At 68.2% G+C, this 20,416-nt stretch carries 17 protein-coding genes; 11 read left to right on the forward strand and 6 right to left on the reverse strand.

Features of this window, described 5'->3' with window-relative positions; translation table 11 throughout:
* Nucleotides 1–9: 9 nt before the first annotated feature.
* A complete protein-coding gene (gene coaA / locus BKH33_RS11735; protein WP_003785181.1) occupies nucleotides 10–993 on the reverse strand; it encodes a type I pantothenate kinase in 984 nt (327 codons plus the stop codon).
* A gap of 207 nt (nucleotides 994–1,200) precedes the next feature.
* Here coaA and glmS point away from each other — a divergent pair, with 207 nt between their 5' ends.
* Nucleotides 1,201–3,105: a glutamine--fructose-6-phosphate transaminase (isomerizing) gene (gene glmS, locus BKH33_RS11740; protein ID WP_003785210.1), complete on the forward strand. Its 1,905-nt coding sequence runs from the start codon at nucleotides 1,201–1,203 to the stop codon at nucleotides 3,103–3,105.
* Nucleotides 3,106–3,182: 77 nt separating this feature from the next.
* Here glmS and BKH33_RS11745 read toward each other — a convergent pair whose 3' ends face one another.
* Nucleotides 3,183–3,662, reverse strand: a complete 480-nt coding sequence (locus tag BKH33_RS11745; RefSeq protein WP_003785173.1) for a holo-ACP synthase — start codon at nucleotides 3,660–3,662, stop codon at nucleotides 3,183–3,185.
* 188 nt (nucleotides 3,663–3,850) lie between these two features.
* Between BKH33_RS11745 and BKH33_RS11750 the strand changes: the two genes are divergently transcribed.
* The 9 genes from BKH33_RS11750 (at nucleotide 3,851) to BKH33_RS11790 (ending at nucleotide 14,441) form a co-directional block, all read left to right on the forward strand.
* Nucleotides 3,851–5,830, forward strand: a complete 1,980-nt coding sequence (locus BKH33_RS11750) for a bifunctional ADP-dependent NAD(P)H-hydrate dehydratase/NAD(P)H-hydrate epimerase (protein ID WP_076142768.1) — start codon at nucleotides 3,851–3,853, stop codon at nucleotides 5,828–5,830.
* Nucleotides 5,831–5,953: 123 nt separating this feature from the next.
* A complete protein-coding gene (alr, locus tag BKH33_RS11755) occupies nucleotides 5,954–7,267 on the forward strand; it encodes an alanine racemase (RefSeq protein ID WP_003785175.1) in 1,314 nt (437 codons plus the stop codon).
* 87 nt (nucleotides 7,268–7,354) lie between these two features.
* Complete coding sequence (tsaE, locus tag BKH33_RS11760; RefSeq protein ID WP_003785194.1) at nucleotides 7,355–7,993, forward strand: tRNA (adenosine(37)-N6)-threonylcarbamoyltransferase complex ATPase subunit type 1 TsaE; 639 nt, start codon at nucleotides 7,355–7,357, stop codon at nucleotides 7,991–7,993.
* The gene (locus BKH33_RS11765; RefSeq protein ID WP_003785208.1) at nucleotides 7,990–9,138 is read left to right on the forward strand and encodes a hypothetical protein; all 1,149 of its coding nucleotides are present in this window, start codon (nucleotides 7,990–7,992) and stop codon (nucleotides 9,136–9,138) included. Before tsaE ends, BKH33_RS11765 begins: the two co-directional genes overlap by 4 nt.
* Before the next feature lie 9 nt (nucleotides 9,139–9,147).
* Entirely contained in the window at nucleotides 9,148–9,912 is a 765-nt protein-coding gene (tsaB, locus tag BKH33_RS11770; RefSeq protein WP_003785189.1) for a tRNA (adenosine(37)-N6)-threonylcarbamoyltransferase complex dimerization subunit type 1 TsaB, read from the forward strand.
* Between the two features lie 60 nt (nucleotides 9,913–9,972).
* Entirely contained in the window at nucleotides 9,973–10,506 is a 534-nt protein-coding gene (locus BKH33_RS11775) for a GNAT family N-acetyltransferase (RefSeq protein ID WP_100219071.1), read from the forward strand.
* A 402-nt stretch (nucleotides 10,507–10,908) separates the two neighbouring features.
* Complete coding sequence (locus BKH33_RS11780; protein ID WP_171972694.1) at nucleotides 10,909–11,661, forward strand: succinate dehydrogenase cytochrome b subunit; 753 nt, start codon at nucleotides 10,909–10,911, stop codon at nucleotides 11,659–11,661.
* A gap of 12 nt (nucleotides 11,662–11,673) precedes the next feature.
* Entirely contained in the window at nucleotides 11,674–13,674 is a 2,001-nt protein-coding gene (locus tag BKH33_RS11785; RefSeq protein WP_003785195.1) for a fumarate reductase/succinate dehydrogenase flavoprotein subunit, read from the forward strand.
* Complete coding sequence (locus BKH33_RS11790) at nucleotides 13,671–14,441, forward strand: succinate dehydrogenase/fumarate reductase iron-sulfur subunit (RefSeq protein WP_003785183.1); 771 nt, start codon at nucleotides 13,671–13,673, stop codon at nucleotides 14,439–14,441. The genes BKH33_RS11785 and BKH33_RS11790 overlap by 4 nt, the downstream gene beginning before the upstream one ends.
* Nucleotides 14,442–15,799: 1,358 nt before the next feature.
* Here BKH33_RS11790 and BKH33_RS11800 read toward each other — a convergent pair.
* The 3 genes from BKH33_RS11800 to BKH33_RS11810 all read right to left on the reverse strand — a co-directional run bounded on the left by BKH33_RS11800 (nucleotide 15,800) and on the right by BKH33_RS11810 (nucleotide 18,380).
* The gene (locus tag BKH33_RS11800) at nucleotides 15,800–16,486 is read right to left on the reverse strand and encodes an HAD-IA family hydrolase (protein ID WP_003785199.1); all 687 of its coding nucleotides are present in this window, start codon (nucleotides 16,484–16,486) and stop codon (nucleotides 15,800–15,802) included.
* A gap of 148 nt (nucleotides 16,487–16,634) precedes the next feature.
* Nucleotides 16,635–17,657, reverse strand: coding sequence for a hypothetical protein (locus BKH33_RS13910; protein WP_162136593.1), 1,023 nt, complete (start codon nucleotides 17,655–17,657; stop codon nucleotides 16,635–16,637).
* A gap of 105 nt (nucleotides 17,658–17,762) precedes the next feature.
* A complete protein-coding gene (locus tag BKH33_RS11810; protein WP_003785216.1) occupies nucleotides 17,763–18,380 on the reverse strand; it encodes a DNA-3-methyladenine glycosylase I in 618 nt (205 codons plus the stop codon).
* 166 nt (nucleotides 18,381–18,546) lie between these two features.
* Between BKH33_RS11810 and tsaD the strand changes: the two genes are divergently transcribed.
* Nucleotides 18,547–19,593 carry a tRNA (adenosine(37)-N6)-threonylcarbamoyltransferase complex transferase subunit TsaD gene (tsaD, locus tag BKH33_RS11815; RefSeq protein WP_003785164.1) on the forward strand — a complete coding sequence of 349 codons (1,047 nt, stop codon included), beginning with the start codon at nucleotides 18,547–18,549 and terminating at the stop codon, nucleotides 19,591–19,593.
* Here the strand turns inward: tsaD and BKH33_RS11820 are convergent.
* Nucleotides 19,587–20,366, reverse strand: a complete 780-nt coding sequence (locus BKH33_RS11820) for a TetR/AcrR family transcriptional regulator (RefSeq protein ID WP_003785220.1) — start codon at nucleotides 20,364–20,366, stop codon at nucleotides 19,587–19,589. The genes tsaD and BKH33_RS11820 overlap by 7 nt on opposite strands.
* Nucleotides 20,367–20,416: the final 50 nt, after the last annotated feature.

The raw sequence follows: 20,416 nt of genomic DNA on the forward strand, positions 1-20,416 counted from the left end.
GACGGGCGCTCAGGACTTGCGCAGCAGGACCCGGCTCATGCGGTGCTCGGCGTCCTTGGTCAGGACCAGGGTGGCCCGGCCCCGGGTGGGGGCGATGTTCTCACGCAGGTTGACCAGGTTGACGCTCTCCCAGATCTCGTTCGCTCCGGCCAGGGCGACGTCGTCCGGGATATCGGCGAAGCGCCGGAAGTAGGAGCCCGGCCGGGTGAAGGCCGTGTGCTTGAGAGTGAGGAACCGGTCCAGGTACCAGCGGCGGATGTCGGCGGGATCTGCGTCGACGTAGATGGAGAAGTCGATGAAGTCGCTCACCGCCAGGGCCGAGGTCCCCGGCCGCGTTCCCCGTGGGGCGGGCTGAAGGACGTTGAGCCCCTCCAGGACGAGGATATCGGGCTGCTCCACCACGATGTGCCGGCCCGGCACGATGTCATAGACAGTGTGGGAGTAGACCGGCGCCTGGATGCGCTCGCTGCCGGACTTCACGGCCGCCACGAACTCCAGCAGCGCGCGACGGTCGTAGGACTCGGGGAAGCCCTTGCGGGCCATGAGCCCGCGCTCCTCGAGGACCCGGTTGGGCAGGAGGAAGCCGTCGGTGGTGACCAGGTCCACCCGCGGCGTGTCCGGGAATCGGGCGAGCAGATGGGCGATGAGGCGGGCCGTCGTCGACTTGCCGACGGCGACCGATCCGGCCACCGCGATGACGAAGGGGGTCGGCGGCTCACCCACGCCCAGGAAGGATCCGGTACGCTGCGCGCGCTCGCGCGAGGTGGCGATGTAGTCCTCCAGGAGCGCGGTCAGGGGGCGGTAGACGGCGTCCACCTCGGCCAGGTCGATGGGATCCCCCAAACCTCTCAGCTTCTCGACATCGGCCTGGGTCAGCGGCAACGGCGCCGAGGACGCCAGGGCCGACCACTGGTCACGGTCCAACTCGATATAGGGCGAGACGCCCGGGATGCCCAGGTCGCTCGGGTCACTCAGCTCGGAGGTCACCGACACAGTGTCGCAAAAAGAGTCGTTCGGCGGACAATTCCGGATGACCGAAGAGGAACCGGTGGGATACCGACTCGGAAACGAATCGAGGGGCCGGCAGGCGGCGGGGGCGGCCTGCAAGGAGCCCGCAGTAAGGCCTACATCACGCCAAGATCACACTGACGTGGTCCTGCGCTCGTTGTCAACATCGCGTCAGCATGATTCGATCAGAGTATGTGTGGAATCGTCGGCCACGTCGGCCCTTTGACTGAAACTGGTTCTTCCCGTTCCCTCACTGTTCTCATGGACGGCCTCGGTCGCTTGGAGTACCGCGGCTACGACTCCGCGGGTGTCGCCCTGGTGGGCCCCTCGGGACTGGACGTCGTCAAGGCGGCCGGTAAGCTCTCCGGCCTGCGCGAGCTGCTGGAGGCGGCCCCGCCGGCCCCCGCCACCGCAGGTATCGGTCACACCCGTTGGGCCACTCACGGCGGCCCGACGACGGTCAACGCCCACCCGCACCGCGCCGGCCACCTCGCCGTGGTCCACAACGGCATCATCGAGAACTTCCGCCCGCTGCGCGAGGAGGTCGAGGCCGCTGGGCGCGAGCTCCTCTCCGACACCGACACCGAGGTCGTCGCCCACGTCCTGGACATCGACTTCACCGAGCGCCTGCGCCAGGACCCGGCCGCCGCCTCCGACTCGGCCAAGGTCGCCGAGATCCTGGTCGCCTCGATGCGGGCCGTCACCGCTCGCCTCGAAGGAACCTTCGCACTCCTGGCCGTCACCGACCTGGCCCCCGCGGCCATCGTCGCGGCCCGCCGCTCCAGCCCGCTGGTCATCGGCCTGGGCGAGGGCGAGAACTTCCTGGGCAGCGACGTCGCGGCTTTCGTCGCCTTCACCAAGAAGGCCGCCGAGGTCGACGACGACCAGGTCCTCCTCCTGACCGCCGACGCCGTCCACGTCTGGGACAAGGACGGTCACGACGTCGAGCCCAAGACCTGGGAGGTCACCTGGGACGCCTCGGCCGCCGTCAAGGGCGGCTACGACACCTTCATGGACAAGGAGATCCACGAGCAGCCCACCGCCGTGGCCGACACCCTGCGCGGCCGCGTTGACGAGCGCGGTGAGCTCCAGCTCGACGAGATGCGTATCGACCCTGCCGTCCTGCGCAGCGTCGACAAGATCATTGTCATCGCCTGCGGCACCGCCGCCTACGCCGGGCACGTCGCCAAGTACGCCATCGAGCACTGGTGCCGCATCCCCGTGGAGGTCGAGCTCGCCCACGAGTTCCGTTACCGCGACCCGGTTGTCAGCGAGAAGACCCTCACCGTCGCCATCTCCCAGTCCGGCGAGACCATGGACACCATCCAGGCCGTGCGCCACGCCCGCGAGCAGGGCAGCAAGGTCCTGGCCATCGTCAACACCTACGGCTCGACGATTGCCCGCGAGGCCGACGCCGTCCTCTACACCCACGCCGGCCCCGAGGTGGCCGTGGCCTCCACCAAGGCCTTCCTCGCCCAGATCACCGCCTGCTACCTGCTGGGCCTCTACCTGGCCCAGCTGCGCGGCAACAAGTGGCCCGACGAGGTCGCCGAGTACCTGGACAACCTGGAGGCCATGCCCGAGCGGATCCAGCACGTCCTGGACAGCCAGGAGGCGCGGGTGCGCGAGCTGGGTACCGAGCTGGCGGACAAGTCCTCCTTCCTGTTCCTGGGCCGCCACGTCGGCTTCCCGGTGGCGCTGGAGGGCGCGCTCAAGCTCAAGGAGCTCGCCTACGTCCACGCCGAGGGCTTCGCCGCCGGCGAGCTCAAGCACGGCCCGATCGCGCTCATCGAGGAGGGCCTGCCGGTCTTCGTCATCGTGCCCACCCCGCGCCGCCCCGTCCTGCATGACAAGGTCATCTCCAACATCCAGGAGATCCGGGCCCGCGGTGCGCGCACCATCGTCATCGCCGAGGAGGGGGACGCCGACGTCGAGCCCTTCGCCGACCACATCATCAGGGTGCCCGCCACTCCCACGATCCTGTGGCCGCTGCTCACCGTGGTCCCGCTGCAGGTCTTCGCCGCCGCCCTGGCCGGGGCCAAGGGCCTGGACATCGACCAGCCGCGCAACCTGGCCAAGTCCGTCACCGTCGAGTAGCTCCGATGGCGGCTCATTGCCGCACCTCGGCCCCACATCTCAAGACGTCGAGCCCCGGACCTTCCGGGGCTCGACGTCTACAGGGCTGGGCGCAGGGACTTCACCTGCGGCTTGACGCGGGCCTCGGAGCGCTGGGAGGACAGGGCCAGGTCGTCGTCGTTGTCGACGTGGTCGGCCTGGGCGACGACGAAGGCCTGCGCCATGCCGCCGTCGTGAGCCAGTGAGAGGTGCCAGTGGCCGATGCCCGCCTGGCGCGCGGCCATGGCGGCCGCTCCGGTCAGGCGCAGGCGCGGCGGGGTGCCGGGTGTCGAGGTCACCTCGATGTCCTTGTAGGCCCATCCTTCGGGCGCGTCCAGTCCGAGCTCGGCGTAGGCCGACCCCAAGGCCTTGAGAACCGCCTCCTTGGCGGCCAGCCGTGCTCCCAAGGAGGCGGCCCGCTTCTGGCAGGCGGCCAGCTCGACGGGAGTGAAGAGCCGTTCGCGCAGGCCGGGTACCCGGTCCATATAGCCTTCGAGGCGGGTGACGTCGACCAGGTCGGTCCCTACTGCGCGGATCACTCGGCCATTGTGCCGGGTAGGTGAAGGCGTTGAGGGCTGAACGCGTCACCTTTTTCTGGAAAGGACAACTTTCTGGGTCCGCGGGCACGGTCCGCGGACCCGGCGATGAGTCTCTTGCGAGTCTTACTCTCTGAAACCACCCGTCTCAGAACGTTGCTGGAGGGGCGAGGAGCGCTGAGCGGAGGACAATGGGACAGGTGAGTGACCTCAACGACTTCACGCGTTCCGACGACGTCACCGACCCCACCACCTGCGCCTGGCCCGCCCAGGAGATCGCGGCGGCGGAGGCCCCCGTCACCGCGGGCACCGACCGTTACATGAGAGCCGCCGCCCACGCGGTGGCTCGGGCGGCACTGCGCGAGCTGCGCCAGGGGCCCGTCGTCCCCGGGGCCGCGGCGTCCCTCGCGCGGCCCTCCTCCGGCTCTCCGTCCCCGACGTACCTCGCCGGTCCGCCGGCATCACCCGCCTCACCGGTCTCCCCGGCAGCCCCGGCAGGGACATCGGGCGAGGCGGCGGGGACGCATATGAGTCCCGGCTGGATCTCAGGAGCGCCGGTACTCCTCCTGGTGGGCGGCGGTCACAACGGAGCCGACACCCTCCTGGCCGGAGGCCTGCTCTCACACAGCGGCTGCGCGGTCACTGCCGTACTCGCCACGGAGCATCCTCACCCCGTCGCCCTGGAAGAGGCCCGCAGCCACGGGGTCACCGTCTACGGCGCCGGCTACCGCAGCGACGGCGCAGAGGACTGGGACAGCGCTGAGGCCGTGGCCGCCGTCGAGGCCTTCCTCGCCCGTGGCGGGCTCGTCCTTGACGGACTCACCGGTATCGGGGCCACCGGGCCGCTGCGGCCCGACGCCGTCGCCCTCATAACCCCGCTCGTTGCCGCCGGAGCGCCGGGGCGGCGTCCGCTGCGCGTCATCGCCGTTGACCTGCCCAGCGGAACCGGCGTCGATGACGGCACCGTCGATGGTCCGGTTCTCGCCGCCGACTGCACGGTCACCTTCACCTGCCTCAAGGGATGCCTGTGTCTGCCCCCGGCCCGGCACCTGTGCGGTGCCGTCGAGGTCGTCCCCCTCGGGCTGCCCTCGCCCACGAGCCGTCCCATCGCCCGCCGCCCCGTCGACGGCGCGCTGGGCGACTACCTGACGCGAGTGGTCCCCGAGCCGGGTGCCAATGACCACAAGTACACCCGCGGTGTGGTCGGCCTGTGGGCCGGCAGCGAGACCTATCCCGGTGCAGCCGTCCTGGCCGCCAACGGTGCGGTGCTCGCCGGAGCCGGCATGGTGCGCCTGACCGCGCCCAGGAGGGTGGAGGACCTTGTTCTGGCGGCTCGACCCGAGGTCGTCCCCGCCGCCGGCCGCAGCCAGGCGCTCGTCCTGGGGCCGGGAGTCGCCCCCGCCGACACCGTCCGGGCCGACAAGCTGCGGGAGGTCCTACGCCCCACCCTGGCCCCCGCACGCGACAGCGGGGGCGGGCGGGTTGCTGACGGCGCCAGGACCGGTGAGGAGGCAGCAGACAGTGCCGCTGGCGCAGCTCCTGCCGGGGCCCCCGTCGTCGTCGACGCCGGAGCGCTGAGTATCCTGACCGAGCTCCTCGACGAGGGCCTGCGCTGCACGCCGCGTCATGTTCTGACCCCGCACTCCGGAGAGGCCGCCGCCCTCCTGACGGCGCTGGCGGACTCGGAGACGCCCGAGGGGACGGCCCGCCAGTGGAACCGGGAGCGCGTCGAGGCGCACCCGGCGCACGCGGTCCGCGAGATCTGCCGCCTGAGCGGCGCCACCGTCCTGCTCAAGGGGGCGACGACGCTCATCGCCGCGCCGCACCATCCACTGGTCAGCGTGGACTCCGGCCCAGGGTGGATGGCGACCGCAGGAAGCGGGGACGTGCTCGCCGGCGTCCTCGGCGCGGTCCTGGCCGGAGCCGCGGCCCGCTGGGAGCGGGAGGTGGGGTGTGCAGCCGCCGGTGCGGACTCGGCCCAGGGCGTTCTGGTTGACTCGGTGGCCGCCGGAGTCCGGCTGCACGCGCTCGCGGGCGCCTACGCCGCCGCGATGCCGGGAGCCGGCGTCGTCGGTGCGGGTGGTCACCCGGTTGCTGCCCTCGACATCGCCGCGGCCCTCGGCCCGGCCCGCCTTGAGCTCAACTGGCTTCAGGCGGTCCCGCACCACTGAGACATGTCAGCCGATCGGTCGTCGCCGGAGGAGGTGAACAGTCGAGTGCGAGAGCCAACAGCCTCGCCTTCGGCCACCCAGTGCGACAATCGCGCTGTGACCACTTCCGCGGACTCAGTAGCAATGCCCCCCTCCACCGCTCCGGAAGCCTCAGCAGCCCGGCCCTCGCTGCCCGGGGCAGCCACCTCGCGGGCCGTCATTGATCTGGAGGCCGTGGCCCACAACGGAAGGCGCCTGGCGCAGGTGGCGGGCGTGCCGTGGATGGCCGTGGTCAAGGCCGATGCCTACGGCCACGGCCTGGGGCCGATAGCCCTGACGGCCCTGTCAGTGGGAGCCTCCTGGCTGGGGGTGGCCCAGCTCGCCGAGGCCCTCGCCCTGCGCGCGCTCCTCGATGAGGCCGACGTGGATCGACCCGCGGGGGAGCCCTCCGGTCAGGCTCCCCGGATCCTCACCTGGCTCCTGCCCGTCATGGATCCCGCCCGGGCGGCCGCCGAGGACTCGCCCCTGCGCGCCGCACTGGCGGCCGACCTGGACCTGTCGGTCTCCACCCTGCCTCAGCTCGAGGCCCTGTCAGCTGCCGCCCGGGCTCAGGCGACGACGGCGCGCCTCCATCTCAAGGTCGACACCGGAATGTCGCGCGGCGGTGCCATGGTCGAGGACCTGCCCGCCCTGGCCGCCGCGCTGAGGCAGGCTGAGGACGAGGGGGTGGTCGACGTCGTCGGCCTGTGGTCCCACCTGTCCCGTGCCGACGAGCCCACCAGCGGCTCCACCGAGCAGCACCTGGAGCGATACCGGCAGGCTGAGCAGATCGTGCAGGAGGCGGGACTGAGGCCCTCCATCCATCATCTGGCCGCCACCGGCGGGCTCCTGTGGCACCCGGAGGCCCGCATGGACCTGGTGCGAGCGGGAATCGGCCTCTACGGACTGAGCCCTGACCCGTCCGTGGCAACCAGCTCCGAGCTCGGGCTTCAGCCCGCCATGCGCCTGGAGTCCGCTCTCGTCCAGGTCAAGCGCATCGACGCCGGGCAGGCCGTCTCCTACGGCGGCACCTGGTGCGCTCCCACCGACCGCTGGGTGGGACTCGTCCCGCTGGGCTACTCCGACGGTATCCCGCGCGCCGCCGGCTCGACCGGCCCGGTGGGCGTCGGCGGCCTCATGAGCTCCATCGTGGGGCGGGTGTGCATGGACCAGGTGGTCATTGACCTCGGTCCGGCCCGAGATGAGACCGGCGCGCTCCTGCCGGCGCCGGCCCAGGTCGGTGACACCGCCGTGCTCTGGGGCGCCCCGGATGCTGTGGGGCAGGAGACCGTCCCCACGGCAGACGAGTGGGCGCAGGCCTGCGAGACCATCAACTACGAGATCGTGACCCGGCTGGGAGCCCGCGTCCCGCGCTGCTACGTCGGGGCAGAGGCTGGTGGCGGCTACGCTCGCCCCTAGACAACAGCGGGCCTCGGAGCACGTCGGCCCGGCGACCGGTGCCGGTCGGCTCCGGTCGCCGGCTCCACCTATGAATGAGGAGGACACATGAGCGGTGCGCTGCACACCCCCGAGGCCGTCCCCGAGATCACTGTCGCCACCGGCGACGCCGATGAGACTCGGGGGCTCGGTGCCCGCATTGCCCGCCTTCTGCGTGCCGGCGATCTCGTCATGCTCTCCGGCGGGCTGGGGGCGGGCAAGACCACCTTGGCTCAAGGCATCGGCGCGGCCCTGGGAGTGCGCGGCCGGGTCTCCTCGCCCACCTTCATCATCGCCCGTGTGCACCCCTCCCTCGCCGACGGCCCCGACCTCATCCACGTCGACGCCTACCGGATCACCTCCCTGGAGGAGATCGACGCCCTCGACCTGGACTCCTCCCTGGATCGTTCCGTCACCCTGGTCGAGTGGGGCGAGGAGAAGGTGGAGGCCCTGAGCCCCGATCGCCTCGAGATCCAGGTGCGTCGGCCTCATGGCGCGGTCCGCGACGGCGTTCGCAGGCTTGACGACGTCGCCTTCGGTTCTGAGTCCTCCGGTGGCGCAGTGACGGAGGATCCCGTTGTGGACCTGGGTGAGGTTGATGATGGCAGTCGGACGATCACCGTGCGTGCCCTCGGTCCACGATGGGCTGACATCGACCTGAGCCCCCTGGCCGCCGACACCACCCATCAGCCTGGAGCAACGCAGTGAACACTCCTTCTCCCGTGGCGCCGGTCTGCGACGCCATCCCCATCCGGCCCGACGGGCGCTGCGGGCGCCCGATGAGCACGATCCGCCTGGCCCTGGCGGTGGCTCTCCTTGCCGTCTGCCTTCTGACTGCGGGGCCGGTCCGAGCCGCCACCGACCCGCCGTCGACCGGTGCGGGCGACCCTGCAGCCTCAGGCGCCCCTGACAGCGGTGACGGCTCAGCCGTGGGAGCGTCGGCGACCTCCGACCCGGCTGCCCAGAGCGCACCGACCGCTCCCGCCGGGGGCTCGACGGCTGGCTCTGCAGGCACGGCAGACGCGGACTCGCGCAGCGCGGCCAAGTCGCTTATGGAGAGTGACTGCGTGGCCCAGGTGCGTCAGAGCACCGGAGAACAGGGTGAGATCACGCTCGGAGACGTGCGGAGCGTCTACACCTGGGCCCCCGGCTTCCTCGACGGCTCCCAGCCCTCCGCGCAGCCCATCGACACCGGCGACTGGGCCGCGACCGCCACCGCCGCAGGCAAGCCCGTCGGCCTTCTCGAGGTGGTCACGGACAAGGGACGCACCACCTGCACCCCCATGTTCGACGACGACCTGGCCACCGACGTCGACCAGATGGGAGACGCCCACCTCATCCACGACCGCAATGCCAATGCCTGGTACTCGCTGCGCGGCACCACGGTGACCGCCCTGGGGGAGGCGGCCACCCGGCGTCTGGCCGGCCCCATCGAGCTCAGCGACTACGGAGAGATCCTGCGCGAGAGGGCGGGTTCCAAGCCCAAGACCTCTGCCACCCAGAGCGAGGCCCGGTCCGCCACCGGCGGCTGGGCGATCTGGGGGCCGGTCCTGGCGGTCGTCGTCGTCGGAGTCGCCACCGTCATCATCACGGTCCGCCATGAGCGCAAGGTGACTGCGCCGCTGCGTCAGGCCCGCAACCGTGCCGACATGGCCGAGCGCGCCGATCGGCTCAGCCGGGACGAGTCCGACACCCGCGGCGTCGCGGTGAGACGGGGCATCCCTCGTGCCGCCATCGACCTGTCTCTCCTCGGAGACGGGGCCGAAGGCGACACCGGCACGACCGACGGTGAGACCCTGGGGGACACGATCCCCGAGAGCCACGTCAACTCCCCTCGGGGCCCCAGGGCATAGGCTGGTCCGGTGCGAATCCTCTCGATCGACTCCTCCCTGGGCACGCAGGTCGCGGTCGTCGACACCACTGAGACGGCCGGGCTGCCCGTCACCTGCCCTGTGCAGGTGCTCAGCCGGGCCGAACAGGCCGATACCCGGCGTCATGCCGAGTCGCTGGGTCAGATGCTCTCCGAGGCGTTGTCCGCTCCCGGTGTCGCCGATCGTCCTCTCGATGCCGTCGTCGCGGCCACAGGGCCGGCACCCTTCACCGGGCTGCGTGCCGGGCTGGTGACGGCCAGGGTCGTAGGGCGTACCCGCGGCATCCCCGTCCACGGCGTCTCCAGCCTCGACGCCGTCGCCCGCCTGGCCCTCGATGAGCTCGGTGCGCGTCAGGGCGAGAAGGATCCTGTTGTCCTGGTCGCCACGGACGCCCGCAGGCGCGAGGTCTATGCGGCGCTCTTCCGCGCCAACGGGCCCGATGACGTCACCTGTCTGACCGAGATCAGTGTCTGCCCCCCGGCTCAGGTCGCCGAGTGCATTGCCGTGCAGACGCCGGAACAGGGCAGCGGGGCCGTCACCATCGACGCCGTGGCCGGCTCCGGCGCCGCCCTCTACCCCGAGCTGGTGGGGACCGCCTCCTGCCACGAGGTACTGGCTCCGGTCTCCGGTGACGCGCTGACCCAGGTGCGCATCGCCCTGGCCCGTCTAGGCCACGGCGAGGAGCTGGGCACGCAGCCGCTCTACCTGCGTCACGCCGACGTGCAGATGCCCGCCGCCCGTAAGCGCGTGCGCTGAGCTCGGGTGACTCAGGTGCCCGAGGTGCCAGTAACAGGGGGGACACCCGGCCTGCGGGAGATGACCGAGGAGGATCTGGACACGATCACCCGTCTCGAAGGCGAGCTGTTCGGGGCTGAGGCCTGGAGCCGGGGTCTGCTGAACCTCGAGCTGGAGGCGTCCCGGGGCCCGCAGGCCGACCGCCGCTACGTCGTCGTCGAGTCCGAGGACGCCGACGACGCTGCCAGTCCCAGCGCTGGGGCCGGACTGAACGGGCCACGGCTCCTGGGGTATGCCGGTCTCTACCACGCCAGCGGCCTGACCAGCGCGGACCTGCTGACCATCGCCACCATCCCGGTCGCACGCGGGCGGGGGGTTGCCTCCCTCATGCTCACCGAGCTCGTCAGCACCGCACAGCAGGCCGGCTGCCCCGATGTCCTGCTGGAGGTGCGTCAGTCCAACGAGGCCGCCCAACGCCTCTACACCGGGCACGGGTTCGTTCCCATCGGCCGACGGCGTCGCTACTACCAGGCACCACCCGAGGACGCGGTGGTCATGAGGCTGACGCTGCGTCCGCGCCTGGGTCCGGTCGGGTCTACCGGGAACGGCGAGTAGATCCCGGGCTGAATCGGACCGGGGGCCTCTTCGAACCGAAGGACGTGCCGCATCCGACCAGGAGGATTGCGCCGGGGTGAAGAGGCAGATAGGAACGGTAAAGTCGACAATAAACACAGTCTTCCACCTGAGAGGTGCTGTGTGTCTGAGACCTCACAGATTTGTCTGACACCCTCATGACGAAAAGGTGGCCGCAGAGGTGGCAGTCAGCAAATTCCGCAGCGTTGAATCTGAAGTTGAGGGTTCTCGAAATCCTCATGATTTCGCGGATAACTGGCGTATCCACGCTGATGGGGGCATTGATGGCACCAACAGCGCCCCAAGCCCGGCTAGCCTTTTGCCGTGGCCAAAACATCTGCTCCTTCCCTGAAGAGGCGGACCGCCTTCTCCACGACCGTCTTCATGAAGCGCATGATGGCGATCTCGGGTCTGGTGTTCCTGTTCTTCGTCCTCTTCCACGCCTACGGCAACCTGCACTACTTCGAGGGTGAGGTCGCCTACGATCACTACGCCGTGTTCCTCAGAGCGCTGCTGGTTCCGATCATGCCTTACGGCGGTGTCCTGTGGATCCTCCGCCTGGCGCTCATGGCCTGCCTCCTGGCTCACGCCGGCAGCGCCTTCCACCTGTGGGCGCGCAACAAGCGGGCCCGCGGCAACGACAAGTACGCCGTCAAGAAGCCCGGCGCCGAGTACTTCGCCTCCCGCTATGCCATGCGCACCATGCGCTGGGGCGGTGTCATCCTGCTGCTGTTCATCATCTGGCACATCCTGCAGTTCACCACCCTGTCGCTGACGCCGGGGGGACACTACGAGCACGGGCGCGCCTACATGAACATGTGGTACGGCTTCCAGCTGTGGTGGGTGTGGCTCATCTACGCCATCGCGCTGGTGGCCTTGTGCCTGCACGTGTGGCACGGCGTGTGGTCCGCCCTGCAGACGCTGGGGGCGGTGCGAGGAAGCACCATTCCCTTCATCCGGCTGATCGCCTTCGTGGTGGCCTTCGCGGTGTTCGCCGGCTTCATGGCCGTCCCGACGGCGATCCTCTTCGGCTATGTCGACGCCCCCATGGCCGCTGCTGACTACTACCCGCAGTTCTGTGATGCGATCGGCTCCTCCGCCGAGCACTTCACCGAGTGTGTTGCGGCAACCCACTGAGAGTGAACGACTATGACTGAACTCATCGACGGCCTGTACTACGAGGGCGAGAAGATCGCCGACACCAAGGCCCCCCACTCCGTCCCGATCGACCGGCGCTGGGAGCAGCGCAAGTTCGAGGCCAAGCTCGTCAATCCCGCCAACCGCCGCAAGCTGGACATCATCGTCGTCGGCTCCGGCCTGGCCGGCGGCGCCGCTGCCGCCTCCCTGGGCGAGCAGGGCTACAACGTCAAGGTCTTCTTCTACCAGGACTCCGCCCGCCGAGCGCACTCCATCGCCGCCCAGGGCGGTATCAATGCCGCGAAGAACTACCGCAACGACGGCGACTCGACCTACCGCCTCTTCTACGACACGGTCAAGGGCGGCGACTACCGCGCCCGTGAGGACAACGTGTACCGCCTGGCGGAGGTCTCCGCCAACATCATCGACCAGTGTGTGGCCCAGGGCGTCCCCTTCGCCCGCGAGTACGGCGGTCTGCTGGACAACCGTTCCTTCGGTGGTGTCCAGGTCTCCCGTACCTTCTATGCCCGCGGTCAGACCGGCCAGCAGCTCCTTATCGGGGCCTACCAGGCCCTGGAGCGTCAGGTGCATGCCGGGACGGTCAAGGAGTTCCGCCGTCACGAGATGGTCGAGCTCATCGTCGTCGATGGCCGCGCCCGCGGCATCGTCACCCGGGACATGGTCTCCGGGGAGATCGAGACCCATCTGGCAGACGCCGTCGTCCTGGCCAGCGGTGGGTACGGCAACGTGTTCTTCCTGTCCACCAACGCGATGGGTTGCAACGCCACCGCCATCTGGCGCGCGCACCGCAAGGGCGCCTACTTCGCCAACCCCTGCTACACGCAGATCCACCCCACCTGCATTCCGCAGTCCGGGGACTTCCAGTCCAAGCTCACCCTCATGAGTGAGTCGCTGCGCAACGACGGCCGCATCTGGGTGCCCAAGAAGGCCGAGGACTGCGACAAGGACCCGCGCGACATCCCCGAGGAGGCACGCGACTACTACCTTGAGCGCATCTACCCGGCCTTCGGGAACCTCGTGCCTCGTGACATCGCCTCGCGCCAGGCCAAGAACATGTGCGACGAGGGACGCGGCGTGGGCCCGGCCATCAAGGAGCGCGATGCCAACGGCAACGAGCGGATGATGCGCCGCGGTGTCTACCTGGACTTCTCCGAGGCCATCGGCCGCCTGGGCAAGGACGCCGTCTCCGCCCGATACGGCAACCTGTTCGAGATGTACCAGCGCATCACCGGGGACGACCCCTACGAGGTCCCCATGCGCATCTACCCCGCCGTGCACTACACGATGGGTGGTCTGTGGGTGGACTACGACCTGGAGTCCAACGTCCCGGGCCTCTACATCGCCGGAGAGGCGAACTTCTCCGACCATGGTGCCAACCGCCTGGGCGCCTCCGCACTCATGCAGGGCCTGGCCGACGGCTACTTCGTCCTGCCCGACACCATGAACGACTACCTGGCGGACATGCTGCGCCTGGGCAAGGTCGACCCGAACGCCCCGGAGATTGTCGAGGCCAAGCGCTCCGTCGAGGAGCGCGTCGCCCGCCTCATGGCGCTGCGTGGAACCCGCAGCGTGGACGACTTCCACATGGCCCTGGGGCGCATCATGTGGGAGTACTGCGGCATGGAGCGGCGTGATGCCGGTCTGCGTGACGCCATCAAGCAGATCCGGGCCCTCAAGGAGGAGTTCTGGCGCGACGCCCGCATCACGGGCCAGGCCGACGAGCTCAACCAGGCCCTGGAGAAGGCCGGCCGACTGCTGGACTTCTTCGAGCTGGCCGAGCTCATGTGCATCGACGCCCTGCACCGGCGCGAGTCCTGCGGTGGTCACTTCCGGGCGGAGTCCCAGACGCCCGAGGGTGAGGCCATGCGGCATGACGACGAGTTCCTCTACGTCGCCGCCTGGGAGTGGGGCGGGGAGAACCGTCCGCCGATCCTCCACAAGGAGGACCTCGTCTACAAGGACATCGAGCTCAAGCAGCGGAGTTACAAGTGAACATCAAGCTCAAGATCTGGCGCCAGAAGAACAAGGACTCGAAGGGCCACTTCGAGGAGTACGCCATGAGCGGGATCGAGGAGCACATGAGCTTCCTCGAGGTCCTCGACCTGCTCAACGAGCAGCTCTTCGCCGAGGGCAAGGAACCGGTGGCCTTCGACTCCGACTGCCGCGAGGGCATCTGCGGTCAGTGCGGTGTGGTCATCAACGGGCAGGCCCACGGGCCGATCCGCTCCACCACCTGCCAGCTGCACATGCGCCACCTGGCGGAGGACCCCTCCTTCAAGGACGGATCCACCATCACGATCGAGCCGTGGCGCTCCACCGGTTTCCCGGTGCTGCGTGACCTCATCGTGGACCGTTCCGCCTTGGACCGCATCGTCCAGGCCGGTGGCTACATCTCGGTCAATACTGGTGGAGCCCCTGAGGCCCACTCGGTGCCCGTGCAGAAGGAGAAGGCCGACGCCGCCTTCGAGGCAGCCGCCTGCATCGGCTGCGGTGCTTGCGTGGCCGCCTGTCCCAATGCCTCTGCCATGCTGTTCACGGGTGCGAAGATCTCGCACCTGGGTCTGCTGCCGCAGGGTCAGCCCGAGCGTCTCGCCCGCGTGGTGAGCATGCTCAACCAGCACGACGCCGAGGGCTTCGGCGGCTGCACGAACATCGGTGAGTGCGCGGCCGTGTGCCCCAAGTCAGTGCCGCTCGAGGTCATCTCGCGCCTCAACCGGGACCTCGGCCACGCCCTGTGGAAGGGGCAGCACGCTCACTGAGACCCCTCATACGCCGAGCCGGGCTCCCACATCGTGTATTCCTGCAGAAATTCTGTTGGGGCCGCGATGGGAGCCCGGCTCGATGTTAGGCCATGTTGAGAAAACAAAGACGTGCGGAGTGCGGGTGTTGCTCCAACGCTGCTTGTTCTGTGTTTCGGGCCGCCCCGGCCAAGCCAGGGTTTCGTGTTCGAGCTCGTCAGGGGTGCGGTATCCCAGGGCTGAGTGAGGGCGAATGTGACTAGGTGCTACTCGTCGTCTTGTCGGGGCGGCGCTTCTGCCTCAACGATGCACTGGCCCAGCCGAACCGACTCGGTTGCCATCGCCCGTTGACCTTGCCAACTCCCTGGGGCGCCGCAGGGCGGGATGCTGAGCCTCCGTGTCGATAGGACACCTCGCATATGTGTAGAAAATGCACAAGATACACGTGGATATATGTTCACTTCGCCTCTTCTCTTTGTGTGTATGAGACAGAGAGAGTTCTATTTCTACCAATAAGTCGAATTTCAAGGTAGCATAGTCGCGTGACAGCGGAAGCGAAGTCATGGGGGGTTATTCGCGGCATCCGTTGCAGGTTCTGTGGCCTGCGTAGATGCTGGCGTCGGCCGGTACCGAGTGTAAGTTTCATTCTCGATCTAATGCTCGACCAAAGGAGGCGCTCCTCATAGAATTCACGAAACAGAACCTTGTCAAGACCGCAGTTCTAGGGTCGGCAATCATTGGGGTGGTGATGCTTGCGGTTCCGGCCTCGGCCGCCTCGCCCGGACCGTCGAACTATAGAGCTGATGATCATGTAGCAGTCAGCTACAATGATGCGACCAACCAATTCTGTGCATCAATGGAAATAGTTGCCAGTGGTGTTTTACCTGCCTTGAAGATGTCTTTTGATCCAGAAATACGTGTCGTGCCCGAGGGTGGCGACAGTGGTCCAACCCGCGTCTTTAACATTAACCCAGGAGAGACCAAGTGCGTCAGTTTGGAGGGGGCGGTCGAGGATAGTCGCTACTATTATCAGGTAGGGAGTCGCGCCCCGGTATACTTCTACAGCTGATCGCAGAAATCGATATAAGCTGACGGGACTGGAGAGATGTGGTCCCGCCTCTTCCGTCCGCTCTGATGGGGCCTTTGGTGGGCCCGGTCGTTCTGGGGTGTGGCGATCAGGGACTATCCGCACTGCACGAGCCTCCGCACCCAGTGGAGTGCACCAACCTCCCGGCCAATAGCGTCCAGGCGTCGACAACTGGTCCTGTGGGGCGGCCCGCGAGTTCTCTGGGGCGTCCGTGACGGGCCAGGGGAGGGCCTGCCGTAGCTTCTGGTAACCCTGTAGCCCTTACCTCGCAACAGGACCTGAGCCAGGGGCCCTAATCGACGGTGACAGTGATCCTGGTGAAGTCCGCGATCCGCGGCGTGCTTGGATCGGCCTCGGGGGCGCCGGTGCCCACGAGGAGGACCTGGGCGCCGGCCCGCCGGGCCGCGGTGTAGCCGGAGGTGGCGTCCTCCAGCACCAGGCAAGAGGCGATTGGTGTCCCCAGGAGCTCGGCGGCCTTGAGGTACGCGTCAGGAGCAGGTTTGCCGCGCTCGACGTCGTCGGCGGAGACGACGATGGAGGGGATGGGCACCCCGGCCTCCTCCATACGCGTCCGCATGAGCTCCATGGGGGCGGAGGTGACCAGGGCCAGCGGAGCGCAGGTATTAATCAGGGTCGTTACCAGGGTGGCGGCCCCGGGGATCTCAGCCATACGCCCCGCCGTGCGCACGATCTCCTCACGGGCGAAGCGTTCATAGATGGCGTCCTGCTCCTCCGTCGCGAGCTCCGGCAGGAACCGGCGGACCGTGTCGAGGCCGGTACGGCCGGGGGAGTAGGCCATGATCTCGTCGAAGCGCTCGCTCATGCCATGATCGCGGGCGAAGGAGCTCCACATCGACTCCACGACTGCCGAGGAGTCCACGAGTGTACCGTCCATGTCGCACAGGACCGCCTCGGCCCGGGTCAGGAGCACCGGTCCCTCGGCGGTACTGCCCGATGACGACCACAGCTGAACGGTCACGATGCCTCCTGAAACAGAATTGATGAGATGAACGGCGTCAGCCTATCGAACGATATCGTGAACCTGAGTCGCCGACATCGTATTCAGTGACAGCCACCCCTTAGAGAGATGTTTTGCCGTCTGCGTGTTGGTGGTCCTGTGGTCGCGTCTAGCTGGAGGTGGTGACGAACTCTCCATTCTTCAGAGTGTATTCCTTGCAGTGCTGAGCATTGTTCTTGGGTTGCGCAGTGCAGAGATTAACGCTGGAGACAGTGGGGTACCTCTCGATCGTTGACAAGACGGAGCGCGTCGTGCCCTGGTCAGGGCCATCCGGGTTGTAGGGGCCAAGTCCTCTGACATCCACCTCGAATCCCGTTTTCTTATCGGAGATGAGAGCGTTGGCGGTGATTGAGATCCCAGGGTCCTTCGTCTCAGGAATGGAGAGGGCGAGGATGTCGGAGATCAGCGAGGTGGGCAGCGTCTCTGTCGTGTTCTCCTTGCCTGTGTGGGCTCGGATGTCCCAGTGGCCGATCCTGAAGGTGTCTTCCGTGTCGAGGAGCTGACCATCCTTGGTCGGTAGGGGTTGGGTGATGACGTCAGATGGGACTGACTTCTCATCGCCGCGCTCGATCGTCAGGGTGTCGTAGCTCTGAGTGATCCTCTCCGCGGTGCCGCCGGAATGCTCCACCGTCGTTTCCATGGTGTCGCAGGCCGCTTCCAGGGATCGTTTCTGGTTGTCTGCGAGGTAAGGGTTGGTCTCTTCGTAGAGGCGGATGGACTGCTTGTCGAAAACAAGGACGGTGCCGTGGTGCTTCCAGGTGAGCTGAATGTACGCAGTGTCCTCCTTGATCTTGTCCAGGCGGGGAAGCTCAGTGGCCGCCTGGTTCAGGATCGTGCAGGCCTTGTCCGGCTCCGTGTCATCGGAGAGCGTCGTCGTGGCGATGGTATGGCACCCTGTCTCCTCATATGTCTCGCAGGAGGTCTTGACCTTCTCAACCCCGTCCTGTTTCAGGAGCCAGGGGCGGATGATGCTGCCTCCGCCGTCGGAGCACGCCGAGAGCGGTAGGACCGCCAGGGTGACGGCGATGACGGCAATGAAGGGTGCTGCTGGCCGCTTCTCGCGCCGCGTACGGAGGCTGCGCACGGGGTGGTCGAGGTGACGGAGAGGAGCGCGTTGTCCGGGGCTGTTCATGGCAGGAGCGTAGGGATGCATGCGGGGACGAAGTAGGGGTATTGATCCCCACCTCGGGTCCGGCGAAGTCGGGCACGCGCACCGACGTCGGAGGGCTCGGGATTCCTAGCCCCAGACCCCGGAGGAGCCACGGCGGTGGGAGCCGACCAGGTGGGTATCGATGATCCCGATCGCCTCCATGAGGGCGTGCATCGTCGTCGGACCGACGAAGCGGAAACCACGACGCTTGAGCTCGCGGGACAGAGCCGCCGACTGAGGCGACTGAGTGGGGATGTCTGCAAGCCGGTGCGGTCGCGGAGTCGACTTCGGCCGGTAGGACCACACCAGGCCCGCCAGGCCGCCGGCGACGTTGCCCGTCTCCCTGAGTCGCAGCGTCGCGCGGGCGTTGGCGATGGTCGCCAGGATCTTGGCCCGGTTGCGTACGATCGCGGCGTTACTCAGCAGGCGGTCCACGTCCTCGTCCCCGAAACCGGCCACCACCTCCGGGTCGAAACCGGAGAAGGCGTCCCGGAAGGCCGGCCGCTTGCGCAGGATCGTGGCCCAGGACAGGCCCGACTGGAAGGCCTCCAGGCTCAGCCGCTCGAAGACTCCCCGTTCGTCGCGCACCGGCATGCCCCACTCGGTGTCGTAGTACTCGCGCAGCAAAGGGTCGGTGGCCGCCCAAGCCGGCCTGGCCAGACCGTCGTCCCCCACCACCAGGTCCGGGTTGTCGGGCTCAGTCACGAGTACCTCCTCGTCGGTGACCTGTCAGGGGCGCCTGGTCGGTGTCGTCTCCCGATCGGCCCGTCCCAACGGTAGCCGGGACAGTGGCCGGGCGGCCTGCCGGCAGTGGGCGGGATGGCAGGCGGCTGTCCCGCGTCCGTCTCGGTAGGCGATAGGGTGGGGACTTGTGAGCGACCCCCTCATCCTCGGCATCGAGTCCACCTGCGACGAGACCGGCGTGGCCCTCGTGCGCGGACGCGAGCTCCTCGCCGACGTCACCGCCACCTCCATGGACCAGTACGCGCGCTTCGGCGGGATCATCCCCGAGATCGCCTCGCGGGCCCACCTGGAGTCCTTCCTGCCCACCCTCGACGCCGCGCTGGAGAAGGCCGACGTCGACCTGAGCGAGATCGACGCCGTCGTCGTGTGCGCCGGCCCCGGACTCATTGGTTCCCTGACCGTCGGCATCTCCGCCGCCAAGGCCCTGGCTGCGAGCCTGGGCTCACCGATCTACGGCGTCAACCACGTCATCGGTCACCTGGCGGTCGATGAGCTGGTCGACGGCCCCCTGCCCGAGCGGTTCATCGGACTCATCGTCTCCGGCGGCCACTCCAACCTTCTGAGCATCCGTGATATCGCCACAGACGTCGTTGAGCTCGGCGGTACCCTCGACGACGCCGCAGGCGAGGCCTTCGACAAGGTCGGCCGGCTCCTGGGATTGCCCTACCCCGGAGGTCCGCACGTGGACCGTCTCTCTCAAGAGGGCGACCGCAGCGCCATCCGCTTCCCCCGCGGCCTGGCCGCCGGAAAGGACAAGGAGCGCCACCGCTACGACTTCTCCTTCTCCGGGCTCAAGACCGCGGTGGCCCGTTACGTCGAGTCCCTGGAGGACGCTGGGCGGGGCGTCCCCAGTGCCGACGTCTGCGCCGCCTTCTCCGAGGCCGTTAACGACTCCTTGACGGCCAAGGCGGTCCAGGCCTGCCTGGATACCGGATGCGACACGCTCGTCGTCGGAGGCGGCTACTCGGCCAACTCCCGTCTGCGCTCCCTGGCGGCCGAGCGCTGCGAAGCCGCCGGCATCACCCTGCGCCTGCCACCGCTGCGCTTCTGTACTGACAACGGTGCCCAGATCGCGGCCCTGGGATCAGCGGCGGTGCGCTCCGGCGTGGCCCCCAGCCCCATGGACTTCGCCCCGGACTCCGGGATGCCGCTGGACGTCAGCGTCGCTCACTGACATCCGCTGACGTCCGCCGACGCTTCTCGACGCAGGCTCCGGCGCGTTCGGGATGACTGTCCGATGTCTGCGGCCACACCCCGGATGATGATCTCGATCTTGCGGTCCAGTCCGCCTCGGCCTAGCCAGCTCTCGTTCGGAGTCAGTGCCTCGGGCAGGGCCGGTGCCCTGCTGGTCGTCGCGAACCGGCTCGCCTCCTCCAGCCCCGTGGCGCCGCCCCTCCCGGCGCCCGAGGCGCTCTCTCCCGATTCGTGTCCCAGGAACGGTGCAGGCAGCTCGGGGCGACCGGCGGGGGAGCGCATGACCTCGATCTGCGCGTGCGTGGCGATGACGGTGTCACCGACGAAGTCCAGGACCACCCCGGCCTCGTCGGCCTCGAGTCCTCCCTCGATCAGGGCCTGACACGCCTGGGATACGGGCCTGGCGAAGACCTGGTGGGCCCAGGGAACCCCCATGATGACGCCGGCCAGGCCGGGATAGCGCTCCAGCATCTCCCAGACGGCCTCGGCATGCGCCCGAACCGTGTCGGGCCAGCGCTTCCCGGGGCGGGGAACCTCGATCTGGGCGGCGATCCGTTCCAGGCAGGCGGCCAGCAGATCCTCTCGCGAGGTGATCGTGCGGTACAGGCCGGAGACCGCCACGCCCAGCTGCTTGGCCACGGCGGTCAGGGTGAATTCGGCGATGCCGATCTCGAGGGCGGCGTCGACGACGTCGTCGCGCGAGAAACCGGGTCTCGGTCCGGTTGGCCTGCCCAGTCGTGCCTGTGATGCCATGACAGCACCGTAGTGCGACTCAACGACGGTTGCTCCCGGTTCAGCGACCA

This window comes from Actinomyces naeslundii (assembly GCF_001956585.1).
Taxonomy (GTDB): domain Bacteria; phylum Actinomycetota; class Actinomycetes; order Actinomycetales; family Actinomycetaceae; genus Actinomyces; species Actinomyces naeslundii.